Genomic DNA, 22956 nt, shown 5'->3' on the forward strand with positions numbered 1-22956 from the left:
TCAGACTTCCTTCTTCAGCGTGTCCGACATCCGCAGCGCGAGCGCCGCGATCGTCAGCGTCACGTTCACCGTACCGACGGTCGGCATCGTCGAGCTGCTCGAGATGAACAGGTTCGGATGGTCGAACGTGCGGCAGTCCTTGTCGACGACCGAGTCGCGTGCATCCGCGCCCATGATCGTCGCGCCCGTGATGTGGTTGTTCGGCGCGAACTCGTCGTTGAAAACGACGTCGGTGCCGCCGAGCACCTTCGCGGCCGTCGCGTAGACCTCGCGCGTGTGCACGGCGCCGCGCTTCACGTAATCGTCGATCGCATACGTGATCTCGGGGCGCGGGATGCCGATCGCGTCGGTGGCCGTCTTGCTCGGCACGATGCGGTTCTCGGGTTGCGGCAGGATTTCGTGGAAGCAGTCGAACTGCACGTAGCGCGCGGAACGGTCGCGGATCTGCGCGTCGAGCTCCTCGTGCTTCATCAGCTTGCCGGCCTTGAAGATCTTCTGCGTCTCCTGATTGATGCGCGACATGTTCGACAGGTGGATCTTCTTCGCGGCTTCGGTCGCGCGGAACGGGCCGTCGCGGAAACCGATCAGCGACGTCATCTCCTGCGGGCCGCGGCCCGGCCACAGCTTCTCGTTCGCGTAGAACGACACGCCGGTGCCCGGGTGGTCCATCAGGTTGCGCCCGACCATGTCGGAGCTGTTCGCGACGCCGTTCGGGAAATCGCGGTTCGCGGACATCAGCAGGATCTTCGGCGTCTCGATGCCGTTCGCCGCGAGCACGAAGTACTTGCCCTCGACGCGATGGTCGGCGCCCGTCTTGTCCTTGTAGATCGCGGCGACGATGCGCTTGTCCGGCCCGGTCTCGAGCTTGTAGACGACCGCGCTGTCGATCAGCTTCGCGCCGGCCTGCTCGGCCTTCTCGACGTGGACGATGCCGTTGTACATCGCACCGATCGGGCAGATCGGCATGCAATTGTTGTTCCCGCAACAGGTCGGCCGGCCGTCGTACGGGCGGCTGTTGCGCGCGACGGGCTCGGTCACCACGTGGAACTTCGGGTCATAGCCGTTGAGCGCGCTCTTGATGGTCTGCTCGTTGAACGACAACGGCAGCGGCGGCATCGGATACGCCTGCTTGCGCGGCGAGTACAGGTCTTCCTCGGGGCCCGGGCCCCACACGCCGAGTTCTTCCTCGGCACGCTGATAGTAATGCTCGAGGTCGTCGTACTGGATCGGCCAGTCGCGGGCGACGCCGTACACGGTCTTCATCTTGAAGTCGTTCGGGATGAAGCGCCATGCCGACGCGGCCCAGTGCCACGTCGTGCCGCCCACCGCGCGGATGTACTGCGAGTTGAACTTGTGCTCGCCCTTCAGGATCAGGTAGTCGTTCGGCGGGCCGTACTCCGGATGCGGAGCCCACGGGCTCGACGGATACGGCGCCATGAAATCGGTCTTGTCCGGCTGATTGCGAAAGCGCTCGACGATTTCCCAGCGCGGCATGCGCGGGCCGGCTTCCAGCAGGATCACGGACTTGCCCGCCATCGCGAGCTGGTGCGCAACGATCGCGCCGGCGACACCCGAACCGACGACGACGATGTCGGCTTTTTGCGTATCGGTATCGGCCATCAGGCTTGCCTCTCGGTCGGTTTTTCGGCCCAGAAGCCGGGTTTGTTGGGGCAATACGAAGGGATCACGAGCGTATCGGACACCACGCTGAACATTAATGCTTCTTCGTAGGCAATCACGACGTTGTCGACGATGCCGAGATACCACGCGCCGAGAATCGTCAGTGCGAGCGATTCCTGGTCGGGATTCAGCGAGCCGGATGCGAGCGCACCGGCGAGTTGCGGCAGGCTGTCGGCCGTCTTGAACGAGCCCTTCTGCAATGCCTGCAGATAGCGCTGGCCGGTCACGCGGCTCAGCCCTTTCTTGCCGGTCAATGCTTCGGAAAGCGTCATGAACGTATCGAGCGGCGCGGTGCCGGGATCGTCGGCCAGGGCCCGCAACGCCAGCGAGCCCGTGAGGCCCGCCGCCGTCAGCGCCAGTGCGCCCTGCAGCCATTGACGCCGCGTGATGCCGGTTGCGGCTGCGTCGTTGTCACGACGCGAGTGGGGGGTGTTGTCGTTGTGCATGTTTCCTTCTCTCGAACACCGGATTCGGGAAAACCACGCTTGATATTTCTCAAACATTGGCGCGGACCTGCAATGTACGCGCACAAGCCGGATCAAACAATCTTTTTATAGTCCATTTAATGTTCCGCAATCCGTGACAATCGACATTTCGCTGCATTTTTGTGTCGTCGACGCGACAAGTCCGTGGCACGCCCGCCCGTGTCGCGCGCCGACGACACACTGCACGCCGCGCTGCGCACGCATGACGGTCGGTTAGAATCCGGTGCAATCAAACAGAAAGCTTCCCTCCGAGGGCAATCGAGCGATGAAGCAGCGCGACAAACACAACAAAGAAACGCATCGAACCAATCACACGACCCGGCTGCTCTGGCGCATCGGCGCCGTCGCGGCGCTCGCCGGCATCGCGGCCCTGTCGCTGCATGCGGGCGCGGCGCGCACGGTGAGCGTGTCGCCGCAAGGCACCGTCACCGAAGTCCGGCAGAGCGTCGTCAAGTTCGACGAACCGATGGTCGCCTTCGGCTCGGCCTCCGCGCCGAATCCGGCGCGCGTGACCTGCAACGATTCGGCGGCCGCACGCGGCCAGGGCCACTGGCTCGACGACAAGACCTGGGTTTACGATTTCGAAAGCGACCTGCCGCCCGGCGTACGCTGCTCGGTCGCGCTCAACGACACGCTGCGTTCGGTCGCCGGCAATGCGGCCAGCGGCCCGCGTCGCTTCACGTTCCAGACGGGCGGCCCGTTTCCGGTGTCGGTGCGCCCCGGCTCCCGCGAGATCGAGGAGCGGCAGGTCTTCGTGATGAAGCTGAACGGCCCGGCCGAGCCGCGCTCGGCGCTCGCGAACATCTGGTGCGAAGCGTCCGGCATCGGCAACCGCATTCCCGTCACGGCCGCCGACGACGCCACGCGCAACGCGCTTCTCGATCATTTCGGGTTGAAGAAAGAGGCGGCGCGCGTGCTGACGCTGTCGTGCTCGCAGGCGCTGCCGGCGAGTGCGAAGATGCAGCTCGTATACGGCAAGGGCGTCGCGAGCCCGAGCGGCATCGCGAACGAAACCGAACGGCGCTTCGATTTCACCGTGCGTGCCCCGTTCGCCGCGAGCTTCTCGTGCGAACGCGAGAACGCGAAGGCGCCCTGCACGCCGCTGCGCCCGCTCACGCTGTCGTTCAACGCCCCGATCTCGCGCAAGCAGGCCGACGCGATCAAGCTGCGCGGCCCCGACGGTTCGCTGTCGCCCACCTTCGCGGCCGACGATCACAGCGAGGAAGTGACGACCGTCACGTTCAATCCGCCGCTGCCGGCTCAGGCCGGCCTGACCGTCGAGCTTCCGTCGGGCCTGCACGACGTGATCGACCGGCCGCTGTCCAACGCCGATCTGTTCCCGCTCGCGACGCGCACCGCGCCGATGCCGCCGCTCGCGAAATTCTCGTCGGGCACCTTCGGGATCGTCGAGCGCTTCGCCGAACCCGATACGCCCGCGCTGGTGCCCGTCACGCTGCGCAACGTCGAGGCCGACCTGCATATCGCCGGCCTCAATGCAGGCGGCGCGCAATTCGCGAACCTGAAGGTCGAGAACGACACCGCGATCCGCCAATGGATGCGCACCGTCGATCGCTTCGACAACTGGTCGATGACGGCCGGCTCGATCGACGACCAGATGCCCGGCCTGCTGGAACGCAAGGGCCAACACCCCGTCTACGTGCCGCTCCAGGCCGGCGAAAAGCAGCCCGCGCCGCAGAACCGCCGCATCGACGTGCGCTCGCTGTCGCTGCTGACCGGCGAGCCCGGCGCGCAGGTGCTGACGCTGCCGAAGGCCGACCCGAAGACGCTGCGCCCGTTCGAAGTGGTCGGCGTGCCGATCGACAAGCCCGGCTTCTACGTGCTCGAACTTGCGTCGCCCGCGCTCGGCCGCTCGCTGCTCGCGAAGCCGTCGAGCATGTACGTGCGCACCACCGTGCTCGTCACGAACCTCGGCGTGCACCTGAAGCAGGGCCGCGAGAACAACCTCGTCTGGGTCACGACGCTCGACAAGGGCAAGCCGGTGCCGAACGCGCAGATCCGCGTGTCCGACTGCAACGGCGACGAAATCGCGGCCGGCAAGACCGACGCGCAGGGCCTGCTGAAGATCGACGGGCCGTTCGAGCCGAAGCGCGCATGCAGTTCGTCGGAGCGCTTCGACGACTACTTCGTCTCGGCCCGCGTCGACGATCCGAAGACGGGCCCCGACATGGCGTTCGTCAGTTCGGGCTGGAACCGCGGGATCGAATCGTGGCGCTTCAACGTGCCGACCGACACCGACAGCGCGCCGACCGTGCGCGCGCATACGGTGTTCGACCGCACGCTGCTGCGCGCCGGCGAAACCGTGTCGATGAAGCATTTCATCCGCACCGAGACGCTGCAGAGCCTCGCGTTCCCGTCGCAATACCCGACGCGCATGACGATCCGCCATCTCGGCACGGGCCAGACCTACAAGCTGCCGCTCACGTGGGCGGCCGACCACACCGCGGACTCGCAGTTCACGCTGCCGGCCGCCGCGAAGCTCGGCGAGTACAGCGTCGAACTCCAAGGCGGCCCTGAAGACGCGCCCACCGCCACCTACTACAGCGGCAGCTTCCGCGTCGAGGCGTTCCGCCTGCCGGTGCTGAAAGGCTCGATCGGCGCGCGCGACGCGCAGAAGAGCCCGCTCGTCGCCGTGAAGGAAGCGCCGCTCGCGGTGCAGATCGACTACGTGTCGGGCGGCGGCGCATCGAACCTGCCCGTGCAGGTGTCGGCGCTGATGAAATGGGCGTCGCCGCCGTTCGCGGATCGCTTCGAGGATTTCAGCTTCACGCCATATCGCCCCGACACGAGCGACGGCAACGCCGACGACGATGCGCAGGACGGCGACAACGCGTCGTCGTCGAACAACAACGATCCCGACGCGACGAAGCTGATCGCCGACAAGCTGCCGCTGACGCTCGACCGCAATGGCGCGGGCTCGGTCACGCTCAAGGGCCTGCCGGACGTCGACGCACCGAAGCGCATCGCGCTGGAGGCGACCTTCGCGGATCCGAACGGCGAAGTGCAGACGATTCGCGGCGACACGATCCTGTGGCCGGCCGCGGTGGTGGCCGGCATCAAGGCCGGCCGGTGGGTGTCGGTCGGCCAGCGCGTGCCGGTGCAGGCCCTGGCGGTCGATCTGCAGGGCAAGCCGCGCGCGTCGGTGCCGATCGAGATCAAGGGTGTCGCGCGCATCACGACGTCGTCGCGCAAGCGGATGGTCGGCGGCTTCTATGCGTACGACAACAAGAGCGACACGCGCGACCTCGGCGTGCTGTGCTCGGGCAAGACCGACGACAAGGGCCGCATGGCCTGCGACGCGACGCTCGAGCAGGCCGGCAACGTGCAGCTGATCGCGGTCGCGAAGGACGGCGACGGCCGCACGTCGAATGCATCGACGTCGGTATGGGTCACGCGCGAGGACGAACTCTGGTTCGGCGGCGACAACACCGACCGGATCGACGTGATCCCCGAGAAAACCTCGTACGAGCCGGGCGAAACGGCCCGCTTCCAGGTGCGGATGCCGTTCCGCTACGCGACCGCGCTCGTCGCGGTCGAGCGCGGCGGCGTGATGGAAACGCACATCGTCGAGCTGAACGGCAAGAACCCGACCGTCGACCTGAAGGTCGGCGAATCGTGGGGGCCGAACGTCTACGTGTCGGTGCTCGCGCTGCGCGGCCGGATTCGCGAGGTGCCGTGGTACTCGTTCTTCACGTGGGGCTGGAAAGCGCCGGTCGAATGGGCGCGCGCGTTCTGGCGCGAAGGCCGCCACTACGAGGCGCCGACCGCGTTCGTCGACCTGTCGAAGCCCGCGTTCCGCTACGGCCTCGGCGAGATCAAGGTCGGCACGGGCGTTCATCGCCTCGGCGTGACCGTGACCACCGACGCGACGCGCTACACGGTACGCAGCAAGGCGCAGGCGCACGTGAAGGTCACGCTGCCGAACGGTCAGCCGGCACCGGCCGGCACGCAGATCGCGATCGCGGCCGTCGACGAAGCACTGCTCGAACTGATGCCGAACAACAGCTGGGACCTGCTCGACGCGATGCTGCGCCGGCGTGCGTACGGCGTCGAGACGGCCACCGCGCAGATGGAAATCGTCGGTCGCCGCCACTTCGGCCGCAAGGCCGTGCCGGCCGGCGGCGGCGGCGGCAGCGCGCCGACCCGCGAGCTGTTCGATACCCTGCTGCTGTGGAACCCGCGCGTGACGCTCGACGCGAACGGCAGCGCAACCGTCGAGGTGCCGCTGAACGACGCGCTCACGCGCTTCCGGATCGTCGCGATCGCGGCGGTCGGCCCCGACCGTTTCGGCACGGGCAGCACGTCGATCCGCAGCACGCAGGATCTGCAACTGATCTCCGGCCTGCCGCCGCTCGTGCGCGAAGGCGACGCGTTCCGCGCGCAGGTCACGCTGCGCAACACGACCGACCGCGCGATGCAGGTCGTCGTGACGCCGCGCGTGACGGGTCTCGACGTCGCCCCGCAAACCGTGTCGCTGGCGGCGAATGCGGCGACCGAAGTCGCGTGGACGATCACCGTGCCCGAGCAGGCGCTCGATGCGGCCGGTGCGCTGAACTGGCGCATCGAGGCGGCCGAGCAAGGCGGCAAGCGCGCGTCCGACGCGCTGGCCGTCGCGCAGAAGGTCGTGCCCGCGCTGCCGGTAACCGTGCAGCAGGCGACGCTCGCGCAGGTCGACGGCACGCTGACGGTGCCCGTGTCGGCCCCGGCCGGCGCGGTGAGCAACGCACAGGGCGCACCGCGCGGCGGCATCGCCGTGTCGCTGCAGTCGAAGCTCGCCGACGGCCTGCCCGGCGTGCGGCGCTGGTTCGAGCGCTATCCGTACCGCTGCCTCGAACAGCAGACCTCGCGTGCGATCGGGCTGCGCGACCCCGCGCAATGGCAGGCGCTGATCGCCCGCATGCCCGTCTACCTCGATAGCGACGGCCTGGCGAGCTACTTCCCGCCGTCGTCGGACGATTCGCATCACGGCAGCCCGACGCTGTCGTCGTACCTGCTCGTGGTGTCCGACGAAGCCAGCCGTCTCGATCCGCGCTTCGCGCTGCCGGAAGACCTGCGCACGCAGCTCGAAGCCGGGCTCGCGCGCTTCGTCGATGGCCGCCTCGAGCGCAACGCATGGGCGCCGCGCCAGGATCGCGACCTGCGCAAGCTCGCCGCGATCGAGGCGCTGTCGCGCTACGGCGCCGCGCAGGGCCGCATGCTCGGTTCGATCGAGATCGCGCCGAACCAGTGGCCGACGTCGGCGGTGATCGACTATCACGCGATCCTGACCCGCGTGAAGGACATCCCGCAACGCGACGAGAAACGCGCGCAGGTCGACCAGATCCTGCGGGCGCGCCTGACCTACCAGGGCACGCAGCTCGTGTTCTCGACCGCGCGCGACGACGACCTGTGGTGGCTGATGACCAGCAACGAGACCAACGCCGCCCGTCTCGCGCTGGAATTCGCCGGCGACCCGGCGTGGAAGGACGAAATGCCGCGCGTGACGGCCGGCCTGCTCGCGCTGCAACGCCAGGGCGCATGGCAGACGACGACGTCGAACGCGCTCGGCCTGCTCGCGGTCGAGCGCTTCTCGCGGACCTACGAGAGCACGCCGGTCGCCGGCGCGACGAAGGTTGCGCTCGGCGGCGACGCGCGCTCGATCTCGTGGTCGCAGGCGGCACCCGCCGCGCCCGCCGATACGCCCGCGTCGGCCACTCCCGCGACCCGCGCGGCGGCCGCACGCAGCGTGCTGCTGCCGTGGCCGCGTGCGTCGCAGGGGCCGGCCACGCTGTCGGTCACGCAGGACGGCACCGGCCGCCCGTGGGCGACCGTCGAAAGTCTCGCGGCCGTGCCGCTGCGCTCGCCGTTCGCGGCCGGCTACCGGATCACGAAGACCATCACGCCCGTGTCGCCCGCCGTCAAGGGCGTGCTGACGCGCGGCGACGTCGTGCGCGTGCATCTCGACATCGATGCGCAGAGCGACATGACGTGGGTCGCCGTCAACGATCCGATCCCCGCCGGTGCGACGATCCTCGGGTCGGGCCTCGGCCGCGATTCCGAGGCCGCGACTCAGGACGAGAAAACGCCGGACGGCGCGTGGCCGACGTTCATCGAGCGCGACTTCGACGGCTACCGCGCGTACTACGACTATTTGCCGAAGGGCAAATTCTCGGTCGAGTACACGGTGCGGCTGAACAACGTCGGTACGTTCGGACTGCCGCCGACGCGCGTCGAGGCACTGTATGCACCGTCCGTGTACGGCCTGTGGCCGAACCCGCCGATGACCGTGAAGCCGGCCGACGCGGGCAAGTGACGAGACCGCGATGATGGATCTGGCTTTGTCGCGGCCGGCGCGTTTCGCCGGCCGCGTATTCGTCGCCGTCGTGCTGGCCGCGCCGCTCGTCGCGCATGCCCTGCCCGGCTACGACGACGTGCGTCGCAACTGGCGCAGCTCCGACTGGGTGCTGCTCGCCCGCGACGGCACGCCGCTGCAGCGCACGCGCATCGACGTCACCGAACGGCGCGGCGAATGGGTGTCGCTCGCCGACGTATCGCCCGCGTTCCGCGAGGCGATCGTCGTGTCCGAGGACAAGCGCTTCTACGAACACAGCGGCGTCGACTGGCGCGGCATTGCCGGCGCCGCGTGGGGCAACCTGTGGAATGAACGCACGCGCGGCGCGTCGACCGTCACGATGCAGCTCGCGGGCTTGCTCAGCGATTCGCCGCGCCGCTCGGGCCAGCGCTCGCTGCCGCAAAAGGCCACGCAGGCCGTGAACGCGCTGTGGCTCGAACGCAGCTGGCGCAAGGACCAGATCCTCGAGGCCTACCTGAACCTGGTGCCGTTCCGCGGCGAAACGATCGGGCTCGGCGCGCTGTCGCAGGTGCTGTTCGGCAAGGCGCCGTCGGGCCTCGACGCACGCGAGGCCGCGATCGCGGCCGCACTCGTGCGTGCGCCCAATGCGGCGGCGGCGAAGATCGCCGAGCGCGCGTGCCGGATCCTGCGCGACATGCATGCGGCGCAGGCGTGCGCGTCGCTCGACGGTTACGTGGAGCTCGTCACGGCGCGCCCGGCCAACGCCGTGCGTAACGACATCGCGGCGGACGGCGCCGCCCTCGCCCCGCACTTCGCGCGACGCATCGCGGCCGAGGTCAAGCCGGCGGCCGGCGCGCAGGTCCGCACGACGCTCGATGCGCGGCTGCAGCGCTTCGCACGCGACGCGCTGATGCGCGCGCTGACCGAACTCAACGCGCCCGCGCACCGGCGCAACGTGCAGGACGGCGCGGTGGTCGTGATCGACAACGCAACCGGCGAGATCCGCGCGTGGGTCGGCTCGTCGGGGGCGCTGTCGAGCGCGCGCGACGTCGACGCCGTGCTCGCGCCGCGCCAGGCCGGCTCGACGCTCAAGCCGTTCCTCTATGCGCAGGCGCTCGACGAAAAACGGCTGACGGCCGCGTCGCTGCTCGACGATGCGCCGATCAACCTCGCCGCCGGCGGCGGCCTGTACATTCCGCAGAACTACGACAAGGATTTCAAGGGCTGGGTAAGCGTGCGCAGCGCGCTCGGCGGCTCGTTGAACGTGCCGGCCGTACGCACGCTGGTGCTCGTCACGCCGCATCGCTTCGCGCGCACGCTGACCGCGCTCGGCCTGCCGCTCGCGCAGGAAGGCGATTACTACGGCTTCAGCCTCGCGCTCGGCAGTGCGGACGTCACGCTGCTGTCGCTGACCAATGCATACCGCGCGCTCGCGAACGGCGGCATCGCGCGCAAGATCGTCGACCTGCCGGCCGCGGCATCGACGGCCGCCTCCGGTGCATCGCCGCCCGCGCGGGCTGACGCCGGCACGCGCGTGTTCAGCGAGGCAGCCAGCTTCGTCGTCACCGACATCCTGTCCGACAACAACGCGCGCGTGCGCACGTTCGGCTTTGACAACCCGCTCGCGACGCGCTTCTTCTCGGCGGTCAAGACCGGCACGAGCAAGGACATGCGCGACAACTGGACCATCGGTTTCACATCACGCTATACGGTCGGGGTGTGGGTCGGCAATGCGGACGGCTCGCCGATGTGGGACGTGTCGGGCGTCACGGGTGCGTCGCCCGTGTGGTCGGCCGTCGTCGGCTATCTGCACCGCGACCTGCCGAGCCGTGCGCCGCGCGCGCCGGCCGGCGTCGAGACGCGCCGCATCTCGTTCGAGCGCGACATCGAGCCGGCGCGCAACGAGTGGTTCATCGCGGGCACGGCGGTCGACACGATCCGGCTAGCGGCGCCCGTCGCGCCGGGCAAGGACGGCGCGCGCGCACCGCTGACGATCGGCGCGCCAACCGACGGCACGATCTTCGCGATCGACCCGGACATTCCGCCGAAGAACCAGCGGATCTGGTTCGAACGCTCCGCCGGCCACGCGACGAAATTCGCGTGGCGGCTCGACGACAAGGTGATCGGGCATGCCGACCGCGTCGCGTGGCTACCGTGGCCCGGCCGGCACCGGCTGGAACTCGTCGATGCGCGCGGCAACGTCGCGGATGCGATCGGCTTCGAGGTGCGCGGCGCGTTCGCGAAGCCGGCCGCGCGCAAGCCCTGAGCCGGCAGGGCCGGCCTTACTGGCTGGCCGTATTCGCTTTCACCCGGTTCAGGACATAGAATGACAGCAGCGCCGCATTCCCGACGCACACCGGCTGTGCCTCATTTTCCCGATTGCCCGCGACCATGAACATCCGCCATGAACGCTTCATCCGCCCCGCGCTGGGCGTCTTGTGCGTTGCAACGCTCGCCGCACTCCAGGCCTGCAACGGCGATGCCTGCTTCGGCGTCGACGTGTGCTTCGACGACAACACGCAGACCATCTCGCTGTCGGGCACGGCCGCGACGGGCGACGCGCTCGCGAGCGCCCAGGTCACGATCAATTGCGCGGCGGGCTCGGCAACGACGCTGACCGACGGCGGCGGCAATTATCGTGCGACGCTCAACGCCGCGCTGCCATGCGTCATCACCGTGGCGTCGGGCGGCACGAGTCTGCATTCGCTCGCCTACGCGGGCGGCACCTTCAATACGACGGCCGAGACCGAGTTGATGCTCGTTTATCTCGCGGCGCAACTCGGGACGAACACGGCCGGGCTGATCGGTAATTTTCAGGGCACCCTGCGCTACCAGCGGGCGATGAACAGCCCGGACACCGTGCAGGCCGCGCAATCGGCCGTGGTGACGAACCTGCAGCAGCGCTATGCGGTCACGCTCGCCGCACCGGCGTTCCTGACCACCTCGTTCGTGGTCGGGCAACCGGGCGTCGACGGCGATCTCGTGGCGCTGGCCAAGGCTGGGGCGATCGACCCGAACGGACTGCCGGATCCGGTTGCCGTTTCGCTGTTGCAGCAGGCCGGGGCCGCCCATCCGCTGTAAGCGGCGATCAGATCGGCGGCATCGGACCGGGCGACGCGATTCAGCAGGATCCGGTTCATGAGTCGGTCACCAGCCGGCGCTTACGCCGCCTCCCCGCTCCCGCATACCACCGGCGCCGCCTGCTGCTGCGACAGATACCGCAGCAGCTTCGTCACCATCCACACGACGATGAACGACAACGCGACGAAGAACACCGCCAGCGGCGTCAGCACATGAATCGACACGAAACCGGCCAGACCCATCATCGCGGACGACACGAGCAGCAGCGCACAGCCGAGAATCGCGCTCGTCAGGCCGGCGATATGCGGAAACAGCGAATTGCCCTTGGCCATCAGCGTCGGATACATCGCGCCCGCGCAGAAGCCCATCACGAGCACCGGCGTCGCGAGCGTCCATACGCGCAGGCCGACGGTCAGCGCCAGCACCAGCATCACGACCGACGCGATCGCCATCACGCGCGCACCGATCCGCAGCCGTTGCTCGGCGCTCGGCAGCCCGCGCCCGTGAATCCGGTTCGACAGACCGCCGAGGAAATACATGAGGCCGATGCCGAGGGCGAGATAGCCAAAGAAGGTCGGCGGCTTGTGCAGCGTGGTCTGCACCATGAACGGCCCGACGATGTTGAATACCAGCAGGATGCTGTAGCACAGCCCCTGTGCGAGGAAACAGCTCTGGAACACCGGGCTCGCCAGCACCTTGCCCGCGTTCGCCATCAACGTGCGCAGCTCGAGATGCACCGGCTTCGGCAAGGTTTCGCGGTAGTGCCACAGCAGCGCCCACATCGCCAACGAGTAAACCAGCAGGAACACGAGGCACGCGCGCCAGCCGAACCATTCCTGCAGGTGCGCGCCAATCACCGGCGCGATGATCGGGGCGAGCCCCCACGCGATCGACATGTACGTGAACGCGTGCATCAGCGCCTGGCCGGAAAACGAATCGGTGATGATCGCCTTCGCCAGCAGGTTGGTGGTCGCGATGCCGAAGCCCTGCAGGCAGCGCGCCAGCACGAACGTCTCGAGGTTCGGCGCGCCGAGCGACAGCAGGCAGCCGATCGTGTAGATCACGAGCCCGAACGCGAGCACGCGCTTGCGGCCGTATGCGTCGGCGATCGGCCCGAAGATCAGCTGGCCGAGTGCGTAGGCCGCCATGTAGCCGGACACGCTCGACTGGATCGCCTGCGGCGTGGTCGCGAACGAACGGGCCATGTCCGGCAGCGCGGGCACGTAGATGTCGATCGCAAGTTGGCCGGCGGACGCGAACAGGCAGATCAGGAACAACAGGAAGCGCGGCGAATTCGACTCGCGCGCGGGAGTGAGCGTGGCGTTCATGACAGCGGGGGAAGGATTAAGGCGACGACGACGCGGCACATCCGGCGCGTTCGCACTACGAACGCGCGTACGCAGCGTGCCGAATTGCGTATTGTGCCCGTTGTTGCCGAAGTCGACGCGATTCCCACGGCGCGCGAGAGGTTGAACGCCGATTGCATGACGCCGGCACTTCGCACTTCCCCCCCATTGACACGCCTCCCCGCCTTCGCCAATACTCCCGGAAGCGCCAATAATTGTTGAACAATCCTGCATGATAATTGACGCCTGACCGGCCAGCACCAATGATTCCGGCCGGATATTCGTGTCTGCCCACTTTCACCGAGAGCACCGCGTCATGTCGAACTATCCCGCCGCCTATCAGGTCACCAAGGGCTCTGTCCTGCACGTCGACCGGTCCTTCTATTCCGCGATCGCGCAACGCCAGGACGCCCGGCAGCGCATCGAATCGCACGTCGTGCCGATCCGCAGCGGCTTCGCATGGACGGTGCCGGCCGGCCACGTGTTCCGCATCGTCACGCTGGAAGGCCCTCAGGTCGCCGACTTCAACATGTGGAACCTGCACAATCCGCGCGAACGCATGTGGGCATCGCGCACGCGCCAGCTGCAGGCCGCGCATGTGACAACGTTCGACCGGATCTGGTCGACATTGCCCTACCTGCGCCCGATGGTCACGATCACCGACGACACGCTTGCCGGCTATGGCGTCGACGGCGACGGCGGCCGCGTGCACGACCTGCTCGGCACGCGCTGCGACCCGTACGTGAACAAGCTGCTGACCGGCGAGGACTTTCATTTCCACTGCCATTCGAACCTCGTGCGCGCGGTCGCGCCGTACGGGCTGACCGAATTCGACGTGCACGACGTACTCAACGTGTTCCAGTGCACGGGCCTGAACGACGACGACAAGTACTTCATGAAGGCTTGTCCCGCGAAGCCGGGCGACTATCTCGAGTTCTTCGCCGAAATCGACCTGCTGTGCGCGATGTCCACGTGCCCGGGCGGCGACCTGTCGGTGCCGATGTGGGGCCCCGATGCGCGCGACCCGATCGACGTGTGCCGGCCGCTCGGCGTCGAGGTATACCGGCTCGCTCCGGGCCTGCTCGACGGCTGGTCGTCGCCGCCCGTCGCACCGTACAAGGGCCTGCACGGGATGCAGCCGCCGCAGGCCGGCTGGCAGCATGACAAGACCCCATGACAAAGCCCGTAGAATGACGCCACGCCGCCGGCCAGCCACGCCGGCCGCGCATGATCAGGAGAGGAGCGAACGAACAGCATGGCAAGCGAAAAAGCGAGAGGACAGTCGGTCGCCGACCGGATCAGCCATCAATTGCGCGAGCACATCATCAGCGGCAAGCTGCCGCCCGGCACCGCGCTGATCGAGATGGATCTCGCGGCCGAGTACGACACGTCGCGCAATTCGCTTCGCGAAGTCCTGCATCAGCTCGGCCGCGAAGGCCTCGTCACGTTCGTGCGGCACAAGGGCGTCGTCGTGCGCACGCTCAATCGCCAGGACGTGCGCGATCTTTATGTCACGCGCCGCACGCTCGAACTGCATGCGCTTAACACGGCCGAGCTCGCGCAGCCGGCGCTGCTCGAGAAAATGCAGTCGGCCATTCGTGCGTCCGAGCGCGAACTCGAGAAAGAGAACTGGCAGGCCGTCGGCACGCACAGCCTGCGGTTTCACCAGCATATCGTCGCGCTGCAGAAGTCCGCGCTGCTCGACGAATTTTTCCGGACCATCTCGGCGCAACTGCGCCTCGTATTCGCGTCCGATCCCGACGAAAAGCGCGTGCAGACGGCCGACTGGATCCAGCGCGAATACCGGATCTACGAACTGCTCACGCAGAACCGTCGCAGCGAAGCCGTCACCGCGCTCGCCCGCTATCTCGACGATTCCGAGCGGATGCTGCTCGACGCGATCAAGCGCGGCCAGCGCGAGGCGGCCTGAGCCGGACGTCGCACCTCCCGCGTGCGGGCCGGCACGATGCGGCACGCACGCACCCGACACCGCACGTCGTCAGGCTTCCTCGCCCGCCGGCAGCGCATAGCTGCCATCCGCCCGATGCGTCTCGAGCCCGGTCAGCGGCGGATTGAACACGCACACGAGATGCAGATCGCCACGTGTTGCGCGCAGGATGTGCGGATCGTTCAGGTTGAGCGCGTAGATCGTGCCGGGCGCGATCCGGTGCACCTTGCCGGTCGCGGTTTCGACGACTTCCCCTTCGCCCGCCACGCAGTAGTTGGTTTCGAAGTGGTTCTTGTAGTGCAGATGCAGTTCCGCGCCTTCATGCACGCGCGTCTCGTGAACGGAATAGCCGACGCCGTCCTGCTTGACGATCATGCGCTTGCTGTCCCAGCCCGGGCCGTGCGCGTGGCGTTCGGTATGGGCGATATCGGCCGATCTTACGACGATCATGAGTACCTCTGAATAATGACAATGAAAAAAGGCAAGTCGATGCTTGCCGCTGAAAAGTCGTTCATTCGGAATCGGCCAGCGCGCGCTCGACCAGCACCGCCGCATCGAGCAGTCGCGCGTCGTCGCCGCGATGTCCCGTCAGCAGCAGGCCGATCGGCTGCTTCTCCCGACGGTCGCCCGGCACGCTGATACTCGGCAGGTCGAGGCGATTCGCGAATTCGGTCAGCCGGAACGCACGCGCGTTTGTCGCGAGATACACGGGCTCGTCCGACAGATCGGCGATGCGCGGCGGCAACATCGGCACCGTCGGCGTCAGCACTGCATGCGCATCGCCGAGTTGCGCGTGATATGCGTCGGCCAGCGCCTTCAGGCGCAGCAGCGCGGCCGCGTAGTCGTGCGCGCGCACGTGCTCGCCTGCGGCGATGCGCGGGCCAACGAGCGGATCGTAGCGATCCGCGGCCGTGTCCAGCAGCGTGCGATGCAGCATGAACGCCTCGGCCGCGATAATGCCGCCCGCACGCGCGACCGCGCCGGCCTCGGCCGTGCAATCGAGCCGCTTGCGCTCGATGCGTGCGCCGCGCGCGGACAGCCGCGACAGCCACGTGTCGAAAGCCTGTCCGACGGACGGGTCGAGGTCGTCCGTCGCGAAGCGTTCGGGAACGACGAAATGCAGATCCTTCACGTGCGCCGGCGCTGGCCGGCGGCCGGCCGCGCGGCCGCACAGCGCCGCGTCGACCCGCCGGCACAGGTCGGCCGTCGCGGCCAGCATCCCCGGCACGTCGAACGTCGCCGACAGAAAACGCATGCCCGCATCGGGATAACGTCCGCGCGACGGCTTGAATCCGGCCACGCCGCAGAAGGCGGCCGGAATGCGCGCCGATCCGCTCGTGTCGGAGCCGAGCGACAGATCGGCCGCGCCGAGCGCCACCGACACCGCCGCACCCGAGCTCGATCCGCCGGCCACGCGCTCGCGCTGCGCGTCGAGCGGCGTCGCGGGCGTGCCGTATGCGCGGTTCACGCCAAGCGCACCGTACGCGAATTCGGTCATCGCCGTTTGCGCGACCAAAACCGCACCCGCGCGACGCAGCGCCGCCACGAGCGCCGCGTCGGTTCGCGCAGGCAGTTCGTCGGCCAGCACACGCGAGCCCGCATGCGTGACCCAGCCGGCGCAATCGAAGCAGGCCTTGACCGTCAGCACCGCAGCGGCCAACGGCGCATCGGCGGCAGCGCGGTCCTCCGATGCGTCCCATGCGCGTGCTTCGGCCAGTGCCTCGGCATCGCGGCGCGCAAGCCATGCGGCGCCGATGTCGTCGGGAAAAGCGTCGGCGCGGGCGAGGCAGGCGCGCAGCCGGTCGGCGCAGGTCGCCTCGTGTGCATCGCGTTGCCGGAAATCAGACCCATTCATGCGGGCTCCTCGTCGATCGATCGTTCATCGTGAGTCACGCGAAATGAACGTGGCGCAGAAAATCCTTCACGCGCGCATCGGCGCTGCCGCGAATCCGGTCGGGCGGCACGTCGTACAGGATCCTGCCGTCTTCCATGAAGACGATCCGGTCGGACACCTTGAACGCGAAGTTCATTTCGTGCGTCACGATGATCATCGTCATGCCCTCCTTCGCAAGCGTCTCGACCACTTTCAGCACTTCGCCGACGAGTTCCGGATCGAGCGCCGACGTCGGTTCGTCGAACAGCATGATCGACGGCCGCGTGGCGAGCGCCCGCGCGATCGCCACGCGCTGCTGCTGGCCGCCCGACAGCTGATGCGGATATTTGTTCGCGTGTTCGAGCATGCCGACCTTCGACAGCAGCGACAGCGCCTGCAGCCTGACCGCACCCGCATCGGCCTGCCGGTGATAGCACGGCGCCATCATCACGTTCTGCAGCGCCGTGCGATGCGGGAACAGATTGAAGCTCTGGAACACCATGCCGATGTCGAGAATGCGATCGTGCGACACGCGCGGTGGATGGGCGCCCGACGCGCGGATGAACGGCTCGCCGTACAGGTCGATCTCGCCTGCGTTCACCGGCGCGAGGCCGTTGATGGTGCGGATCAGCGACGTCTTGCCCGAACCCGACGGGCCGATGATCGACACGACCTGCCCCGGCGCGACGTCGAGGTGAATGTCCTTCAACACTTCGTGGCGACCGTAGCGCTGCTGGATGCCTGCCAGCCGCAGTGCGAATTCCGCGTGTGCGCGTGGCCGCGGCGCGACGGCCGGCGTCGACAGCGGCAACGCGACGTTCGCGGGGCCGGTCCGGGCCGGCGTGCGGCGGCTGACGTCGAGATGTCGTTCGAGATAGCCGAGCAGCCGGCTGAACACCGTGACGATCAACACGTAATAGAACGCCACGGCCAGCATCGTTTCGAACACGAGGAAGTTCTGCGTGTACAACCGCTGCCCGACGAGCAGGATCTCGGCGAGCGAGATCACCGACACGAGCGACGTCAGCTTCACGATCGTGATGAATTCGTTCGCCAGGGCCGGCAACGCGATGCGGATCGCCTGCGGCATCACGATCATCCGCTGGATGCCCGTGAAGCGGATGCCGAGCGCGCGGCCGGCCTCGAGTTGCCCGCGCGGCACGGACAGGATTCCGCCGCGATGGATCTCTGCGAAATACGCGGTCTCGCTCAGCACCATCGCGATCAGGCCGGCCGTGAACGGATCGGACAGCACCGCGCTGGTCGCGGGAAAAACCTGCGGCAGGTTGTAGATGAACACGAGCAGCACGAGCAGCGGGAGGCTGCGGAAAAACCAGATGTACACGCTCGCAGCGCGTTTCAGCAGCGCATGGTGGGACTGTCTCGCGAGCGCGACCGGAAAGCCGAGCAACACGCCGAGCAGCCAGACGGACACGCTAAGCTCGACGACGACGACGCAGGCGCGCCAGAAATCCTTGTCCCACAAGAGTTGCAACGCATAGTGCCAATCGAACTGCATCGAAGACTCCTCGACCGCGTATAGGTGATGCGAGCGCCCGGCGCGTGTCGTGCGAAAGGTCGCGCCGGCGCGCCGCCATGGCGCTCGGTGGCTGCGCTGCCGTTATTTCGCCGTGCCGAGCGCGTTGGCGACGTCGGCGGCCGTGGGTTCCTGCAGCCCGTATTTCTTCACGAGGCCGCCGTACTCCCCGCTGTGCTTCGCATCGTTCAGCGCACCCGCCAGCGCGCCTTGCAGCCCCGTGTCGCCCTTCGTCACGCCGAGGCCGATCACGATCGGATACAGCAACGTCGTCGAACTGATCTCGGTGCGCCCGTTCGTCTGCTTCGGAATGCCCTGCGCGACGGCCGCGTCCTCGATCTGCACGTCGACCGCCTTCGACATCAGCGCGGACGTCGCCTCCGGCGAGGTCGGAAATTCAAGGATCGCGATCTCGCCGCGCCCGGTCGTCTTGCAGGTGTCCTGCGAGACCGCGCGCAGCTTCGGCGTCCACGATGCGCCCTTGATCGTGCCGACCCGCTTGCCGCACAGGTCCTGCGGCGTCTTCGGCAGGAATGCACTGCCCTTCGCGACGAGCAACGACGCGCCCGTTTTCAGGTAGGGCACGAAGTCGATCTGCTTCACGCGGTCGGGCGTCACGTAGAGCGCCGACGCGACGAAATCGAAGCGGCGCGCCTTCATCCCGAGGATCAGGTCGGGAAAGCGCGTATCGAGGAAAACCGGCTCGAGCTTCAGATGGCGCGCCAGCATCCGCGAGAACTCGGCGTCGAAACCGGCCGGCTTGCCGCCGTCCAGATAGGCATATGGCGGATACGTCAGGTCGGAGCCGACCAGCAACGTGCCGGGCCGCACCGTCTGCAGCGGCGCCGCCGACGCGAGCGAGCACGCGAAAGCCAGCGGCACGAGCGCGCCGCGGAGGAAACGTCGAAACGAAAACTGACCGGACATGGCGTGGCTCCTGAGGTTATTCGGCACCGGCGCGAAAACGCTGCAACGCCTCCCACGCACCGCCACATGCGGTTCGACAGGATTTTACGCCGAAAATTGTTGAACAATTTCGGCCGATTCTGACCAGTAAAAATTGATAACTGAATCCGGGTTTACGCGGAAGACGAAACTGCGATGCACGATTCACGCGCGCACGCATGCGCTGTCGTTCTGCGCCGACGCGGGTTTCAAAAAAGGGGGAAACGACAAGAGGAAGACGACGATCGCGACGGATCGCCGATGAGGTACGCGCGCCGATTGCAGGCGTCGCGATTTTCGATACGGAGCTGGCGTGCGGCAGCCGAAGCCTGCCCGAACGGCGCGCGATCGGCCGGCGTTCGCGCGCCGGCCCGCGTCATACCGCTACGACGCGATCAGTACTGCGCCTGGTCCGTCGGATTCTTGAACAGCTGCTTCATCTCCGCCGACAGCGGATAGTTCAGGCTCACGCCCTTCGGCGGAATCGGTTGCGTGAACCACTGGTTGTACAGCTTCTCGGCCGCGCCCGAGGTCTGCATCTTCGCGATCACGCCGTCGACGACATGCTTGAACGCAGGATCGTCCCTGCGCATCATGCACGCGTAGTTTTCGTGGACGAGCGGCGTGCCCGCCACCGTGTACGCGCCCGGGTTGCGGTCCTTCGCGATCTCGCCGTACAGCAGCGGCTCGTCCATCACGAACGCCACCGCGCGCCCGGTCGTGACGTTCATGAACGCTTCGGCGTGATCCTTCGCGCTGATGATCGTCATGTTCATCGCCTTCTCTTCGTTGAGCTTGCGCAACAGGCGCTCGTCCGACGTGCCGGCCGTCGTCGCGACCGTCTTGCCGGCCAGGTCCGCAAAGTCCTTCACGCCCGAATCCTTGCGCGTGCTGAAACGGATGCCGTACAAAAAGATGCTGTTCGAGAACGCGGCCTGCTTCTGGCGTTCGAGCGTGTTCGTCGTCGAGCCGCATTCGAAGTCGATCGTCCCGTTCTGCAGCAGCGGAATCCGGTTCTGCGACGTGATCGGGATTTCCTTCACCGCGAGGTTCGGCAGGTTCAGGTCCGTCTTCACCTGGTCGATGATGCGCGACGCGATGTCGCGCGAGTAGCCGATGTTCTTCTGCTGGTTGTCCGAATACGAAAATGGCACCGACGACTCGCGAATGCCCAGCGACACGACGCCCGTGTCCTTGATTTTCTTGAGCGTACCGGTGAGGGCCTGCGCGTGCGCGGTGCCGGCCAGCGCACAGGCCAGCGCGATGGCGAGCCAACGGAAACGGCGATCCATGCGTGTCTCCTGACGAAACGTTGATCGAATCGCGATCCTACGCCCGACAATATTCGCGTCACATCAGGAGAAGCGTAAACAACCTTCCGCCGCGGCCCGATCCTGAAAGATGTTTTCCGTGCCGCGCAAACCGCCGCGCGCCGCTCGTCTCGCCCGACCGCCCCGCGCGCGGGCTCGGTCGCGCCGTCTGTGCCGGCCGTTCCAAACGCGCGTTCGTGCTGCGACGCATCAACGTAATCGTTTGCGGCACCCGTCGTTTTTCTCGTGAAACGCACTCAAGAAGCCGCCGCGCACGCCGTTACCCAGTGCATGGCGCGTCGCAGCAACCCGCTGCAACCGTCAGACAAAAACGACAAGGTCCGGCTCGCCCGGACCGGCGCCACCGCCGGCACGACGGTTATCTACGAGGATCGAGTTTCAACATGAGAGCCAAACGATTCAATTTCGCGCTGGCGCGCCCCGCACATGCGCGCATGCTCGCCGGCATGCTGTCCGCCGCCGCCCTGCTGCCCCTCGCCGGCTGCGGCGGTGGCGGCGGCGACGGCAGCAACCCGTCTGCGTCCAACGCGGCACCCGCACCGGCCCCCGCACCGACGCCGGCGCCCACTCCCGCGCCGGCCCCGACCACGCCGCCCTCGTCGTCCGGCAGCAATGCGTGCTCGTCGCAGCAGGCCGCCGTGCAGATGGCCGCGCAGGCCGCACCGGTCGAGCCGCCGGTCGACCACCTCATCGTCAAGCTGAAAACCCTGACGGCCACGCGTGCGATGGCGGCCATCGACGACGGCTCGCGACTCGACGCGGTGATCCAGCGTGCGATGACGCGCTGGACCGCGCCGGTGACCGGCAGCGCACGCGCGTACGCGAGCACGGTCCCGCAAACGCCGGTGAACGTGCAGGTCGAGCGAACGATCTCGAACGGCGCGGCCGTGCTGTCGCTCGGCCAGCGCATGGCCGCCGCCGATGCCGCCGCGCTCGCGCAGACGTTCGCGGCCGACGGCGATGTCGACTACGCGGAACCGGATCACCCGATGCAGATCCGCGACACGCCGAGCGACCCGCTCTACAACCAGCAGTGGTACATGTCCGACCCGGCCGCCGGCATCGACCTGCCGCCCGCGTGGAACGTGACCAAGGGTTCGCCGACCGTCGTCACGGCCGTACTCGACACCGGCTACCGGCCGCACGGCGATCTCGTCGGCAACCTGATACAGCAAGGCTACAGCTTCATCAGCAACGTCAACACCAGCAACAACGGCTCGACGCGCGGCCCGGACGCAACCGATCCGGGCGACTGGGTCACGCAGCAGGAACTCGACAACGTCAACGGTCCGTACTATCACTGCGCAAGCGAGCCGAGCAACAGCAGTTGGCACGGCACGCGCGTGATGGGCGTGATCGGCGCGACCGCCGACAACGGCACCGGGATCGCCGGCGTATCGTGGCTCAGCCGAATCCTGCCGGTGCGCGTGCTCGGCAAGTGCGGCGGCGTGACGAGCGACATCGCCGACGGCATGCGCTGGGCAGCCGGCATTCCCGTCAACGGCGTGCCGAACAATCCGAATCCCGCGAAGATCATCAACCTGAGCCTGGGCGGCGTCGGCGCATGCAGCACGACGTTCCAGCAGGCGATCGACGACGTGACCGCGAAGGGCGTGACCGTGGTCGTCGCGGCCGGCAACGACGGCTTGTCGACCGGGCTCGACCAGCCCGCGAACTGCCGCGGCGTGATCACCGTCGGCGCGACCGACGCGACGGGCCGCCGCGCATCGTTCAGCAACTTCGGCGCCGATGTCGCGCTGAGCGCACCGGGCGTCAACATCCTGTCGACGTCGAACACCGGCACGACGACGCCGGGCTCGGACACCTATGGCCTCGCGAACGGCACGAGCCTCGCGACACCGCAGGTGACGGGGGTCGCCGCGCTGATGCTGTCGGTGAACGGCAATCTCACGCCCGCGCAGATCCTGCAGAAGCTGCAAGGCGGCACGCGTGCGGCGAAGCTGGCGGCCGGCACGTCGTGCACGGCGCTGCCGGCAGGCTCGGGCATCCTCGATGCAGGGGCCGCCGTCGCGACGGCGAACCAGTAACAGCCCCCCGTTCGACGCAGCCGCGCGCATGCCGACATGGCACGCGCGCGGCTGTTTCGTTACGGCTGTCGCGCGTACCCGCGAACGTGCATCGGCGCGATCAAGTATCTCGAAATAACGCCTGAAAAAAGGGCTGACAAAAGGGTTGACGCTTCGCACGACGAGCCATTACCATCGCTCCCGTCTAATTACATGGAGTGTTCTGTGAACACCGATGCGAGTTGTAGTTGGTTCCTGACCAACTTGACTGCTGCCTGAGGAAAACGCGCAGAGCCTCGTCTTCTGCCGCATCCCGGGAAGCAGGATGCGGCGCCCTTCCGGCCTGATTACCGGCCAGATTCCCCGCCGAATTTTCGATGTTGTCGAATGCAC

15 protein-coding genes are annotated in these 22956 nt (G+C 67.4%); 7 read left to right on the plus strand and 8 right to left on the minus strand.

Translation table 11 applies throughout. The features are described from left to right. Together HWX09_RS18085 and HWX09_RS18090 are read right to left on the minus strand one after the other, a co-directional pair. Positions 1–1620 carry a GMC family oxidoreductase gene (locus HWX09_RS18085; protein ID WP_027780833.1) on the minus strand — a complete coding sequence of 540 codons (1620 nt, stop codon included), beginning with the start codon at positions 1618–1620 and terminating at the stop codon, positions 1–3. Next, positions 1620–2126: a sugar dehydrogenase complex small subunit gene (locus HWX09_RS18090; RefSeq protein WP_027780834.1), complete on the minus strand. Its 507-nt coding sequence runs from the start codon at positions 2124–2126 to the stop codon at positions 1620–1622. The genes HWX09_RS18085 and HWX09_RS18090 overlap by 1 nt, the downstream gene beginning before the upstream one ends. Positions 2127–2430: 304 nt before the next feature. On the opposite strand from HWX09_RS18090, the gene HWX09_RS18095 reads away from it, so the two are divergent. The 3 genes from HWX09_RS18095 to HWX09_RS18105 all read left to right on the plus strand — a co-directional run bounded on the left by HWX09_RS18095 (position 2431) and on the right by HWX09_RS18105 (position 11556). Continuing rightward, positions 2431–8475 carry an MG2 domain-containing protein gene (locus HWX09_RS18095; RefSeq protein WP_027780835.1) on the plus strand — a complete coding sequence of 2015 codons (6045 nt, stop codon included), beginning with the start codon at positions 2431–2433 and terminating at the stop codon, positions 8473–8475. A 10-nt stretch (positions 8476–8485) separates the two neighbouring features. Continuing rightward, positions 8486–10741, plus strand: coding sequence for a penicillin-binding protein 1C (pbpC, locus tag HWX09_RS18100; RefSeq protein ID WP_027780836.1), 2256 nt, complete (start codon positions 8486–8488; stop codon positions 10739–10741). A gap of 125 nt (positions 10742–10866) precedes the next feature. After that, positions 10867–11556, plus strand: coding sequence for a hypothetical protein (locus HWX09_RS18105; RefSeq protein WP_027780837.1), 690 nt, complete (start codon positions 10867–10869; stop codon positions 11554–11556). 80 nt (positions 11557–11636) lie between these two features. Here the strand turns inward: HWX09_RS18105 and HWX09_RS18110 are convergent, their stop codons facing one another. Continuing rightward, positions 11637–12884 carry a multidrug effflux MFS transporter gene (locus HWX09_RS18110; RefSeq protein WP_027780838.1) on the minus strand — a complete coding sequence of 416 codons (1248 nt, stop codon included), beginning with the start codon at positions 12882–12884 and terminating at the stop codon, positions 11637–11639. Between the two features lie 334 nt (positions 12885–13218). Here HWX09_RS18110 and HWX09_RS18115 point away from each other — a divergent pair, with 334 nt between their 5' ends. Both HWX09_RS18115 and HWX09_RS18120 read left to right on the plus strand, forming a co-directional pair. Next, positions 13219–14079, plus strand: coding sequence for a DUF1989 domain-containing protein (locus HWX09_RS18115; protein WP_027780839.1), 861 nt, complete (start codon positions 13219–13221; stop codon positions 14077–14079). A gap of 78 nt (positions 14080–14157) precedes the next feature. Continuing rightward, positions 14158–14832, plus strand: a complete 675-nt coding sequence (locus HWX09_RS18120) for a GntR family transcriptional regulator (RefSeq protein ID WP_027780840.1) — start codon at positions 14158–14160, stop codon at positions 14830–14832. 69 nt (positions 14833–14901) lie between these two features. Here the strand turns inward: HWX09_RS18120 and HWX09_RS18125 are convergent, their stop codons facing one another. The 5 genes from HWX09_RS18125 to HWX09_RS18145 form a co-directional block, all read right to left on the minus strand. Continuing rightward, the gene (locus HWX09_RS18125; protein ID WP_027780841.1) at positions 14902–15300 is read right to left on the minus strand and encodes an ectoine synthase; all 399 of its coding nucleotides are present in this window, start codon (positions 15298–15300) and stop codon (positions 14902–14904) included. Between the two features lie 61 nt (positions 15301–15361). Continuing rightward, a complete protein-coding gene (locus HWX09_RS18130; RefSeq protein ID WP_027780842.1) occupies positions 15362–16705 on the minus strand; it encodes an amidase family protein in 1344 nt (447 codons plus the stop codon). Positions 16706–16739: 34 nt separating this feature from the next. Next, a complete protein-coding gene (locus tag HWX09_RS18135) occupies positions 16740–18242 on the minus strand; it encodes an amino acid ABC transporter permease/ATP-binding protein (protein WP_027780843.1) in 1503 nt (500 codons plus the stop codon). Positions 18243–18344: 102 nt separating this feature from the next. Further along, positions 18345–19187, minus strand: coding sequence for an ABC transporter substrate-binding protein (locus tag HWX09_RS18140; RefSeq protein ID WP_027780844.1), 843 nt, complete (start codon positions 19185–19187; stop codon positions 18345–18347). Between the two features lie 413 nt (positions 19188–19600). After that, the gene (locus HWX09_RS18145) at positions 19601–20497 is read right to left on the minus strand and encodes a glutamate/aspartate ABC transporter substrate-binding protein (RefSeq protein WP_051421289.1); all 897 of its coding nucleotides are present in this window, start codon (positions 20495–20497) and stop codon (positions 19601–19603) included. 264 nt (positions 20498–20761) lie between these two features. Here HWX09_RS18145 and HWX09_RS18150 point away from each other — a divergent pair, with 264 nt between their 5' ends. Beyond that, positions 20762–20923, plus strand: a complete 162-nt coding sequence (locus tag HWX09_RS18150) for a hypothetical protein (protein ID WP_155257265.1) — start codon at positions 20762–20764, stop codon at positions 20921–20923. Further along, complete coding sequence (locus HWX09_RS18155; protein ID WP_027780846.1) at positions 20920–22584, plus strand: S8 family peptidase; 1665 nt, start codon at positions 20920–20922, stop codon at positions 22582–22584. Before HWX09_RS18150 ends, HWX09_RS18155 begins: the two co-directional genes overlap by 4 nt. Positions 22585–22956 lie beyond the last annotated feature (372 nt).

Source organism: Burkholderia sp. BCC1208 (assembly GCF_902833095.1).
In the GTDB taxonomy this organism is placed as follows: Bacteria; Pseudomonadota; Gammaproteobacteria; order Burkholderiales; family Burkholderiaceae; genus Burkholderia.

Bases quoted from the DNA above. Each gene is read 5' to 3' on its own strand.
- HWX09_RS18085 (WP_027780833.1), bottom strand. From the start codon at position 1,620: ATGGCCGATACCGATACGCAAAAAGCCGACATCGTCGTCGTCGGTTCG.
- HWX09_RS18090 (WP_027780834.1), bottom strand. From the start codon at position 2,126: ATGCACAACGACAACACCCCCCACTCGCGTCGTGACAACGACGCAGCC.
- HWX09_RS18095 (WP_027780835.1), top strand. From the start codon at position 2,431: ATGAAGCAGCGCGACAAACACAACAAAGAAACGCATCGAACCAATCAC.
- pbpC (WP_027780836.1), top strand. From the start codon at position 8,486: ATGATGGATCTGGCTTTGTCGCGGCCGGCGCGTTTCGCCGGCCGCGTA.
- HWX09_RS18105 (WP_027780837.1), top strand. From the start codon at position 10,867: ATGAACATCCGCCATGAACGCTTCATCCGCCCCGCGCTGGGCGTCTTG.
- HWX09_RS18110 (WP_027780838.1), bottom strand. From the start codon at position 12,884: ATGAACGCCACGCTCACTCCCGCGCGCGAGTCGAATTCGCCGCGCTTC.
- HWX09_RS18115 (WP_027780839.1), top strand. From the start codon at position 13,219: ATGTCGAACTATCCCGCCGCCTATCAGGTCACCAAGGGCTCTGTCCTG.
- HWX09_RS18120 (WP_027780840.1), top strand. From the start codon at position 14,158: ATGGCAAGCGAAAAAGCGAGAGGACAGTCGGTCGCCGACCGGATCAGC.
- HWX09_RS18125 (WP_027780841.1), bottom strand. From the start codon at position 15,300: ATGATCGTCGTAAGATCGGCCGATATCGCCCATACCGAACGCCACGCG.
- HWX09_RS18130 (WP_027780842.1), bottom strand. From the start codon at position 16,705: ATGAATGGGTCTGATTTCCGGCAACGCGATGCACACGAGGCGACCTGC.
- HWX09_RS18135 (WP_027780843.1), bottom strand. From the start codon at position 18,242: ATGCAGTTCGATTGGCACTATGCGTTGCAACTCTTGTGGGACAAGGAT.
- HWX09_RS18140 (WP_027780844.1), bottom strand. From the start codon at position 19,187: ATGTCCGGTCAGTTTTCGTTTCGACGTTTCCTCCGCGGCGCGCTCGTG.
- HWX09_RS18145 (WP_051421289.1), bottom strand. From the start codon at position 20,497: ATGGATCGCCGTTTCCGTTGGCTCGCCATCGCGCTGGCCTGTGCGCTG.
- HWX09_RS18155 (WP_027780846.1), top strand. From the start codon at position 20,920: ATGAGAGCCAAACGATTCAATTTCGCGCTGGCGCGCCCCGCACATGCG.